Source organism: Mycobacterium intermedium (genome assembly GCF_002086275.1).
GTDB classification, from domain to species: Bacteria; Actinomycetota; Actinomycetes; order Mycobacteriales; family Mycobacteriaceae; genus Mycobacterium; species Mycobacterium intermedium.
On sequence record NZ_MVHT01000373.1, the window covers coordinates 1 to 242 of the forward strand.

Genomic DNA, 242 nt, shown 5'->3' on the forward strand with positions numbered 1-242 from the left:
GGCGGTGCCGGTGCTGCCGGTCTGTCCGGCCGCCCCGGCCCCGCCGGTGCCGCCGGCCCCGCCGGTACCGAACAGCAGCGCGTTGCCACCCCTTCCGCCGGCCGCGCCGGTACCGCCGACTCCTCCCGCGCCACCGTTACCGAAAAGCCAGCCGCCGTCGCCGCCCGCCCCGCCGGGCGCCCCGGCTCCGCCGGCACCTCCCACACCTCCGGAACCAAACAGCCCCGCGGCACCTCCGGGGC

General features: G+C 80.6%; 1 protein-coding gene. It reads right to left on the bottom strand.

What is annotated here, in order from left to right:
* On the bottom strand, positions 1-242 hold a 242-nt coding region (locus tag BST27_RS31080), incomplete at both ends, for a hypothetical protein (RefSeq protein WP_211285363.1).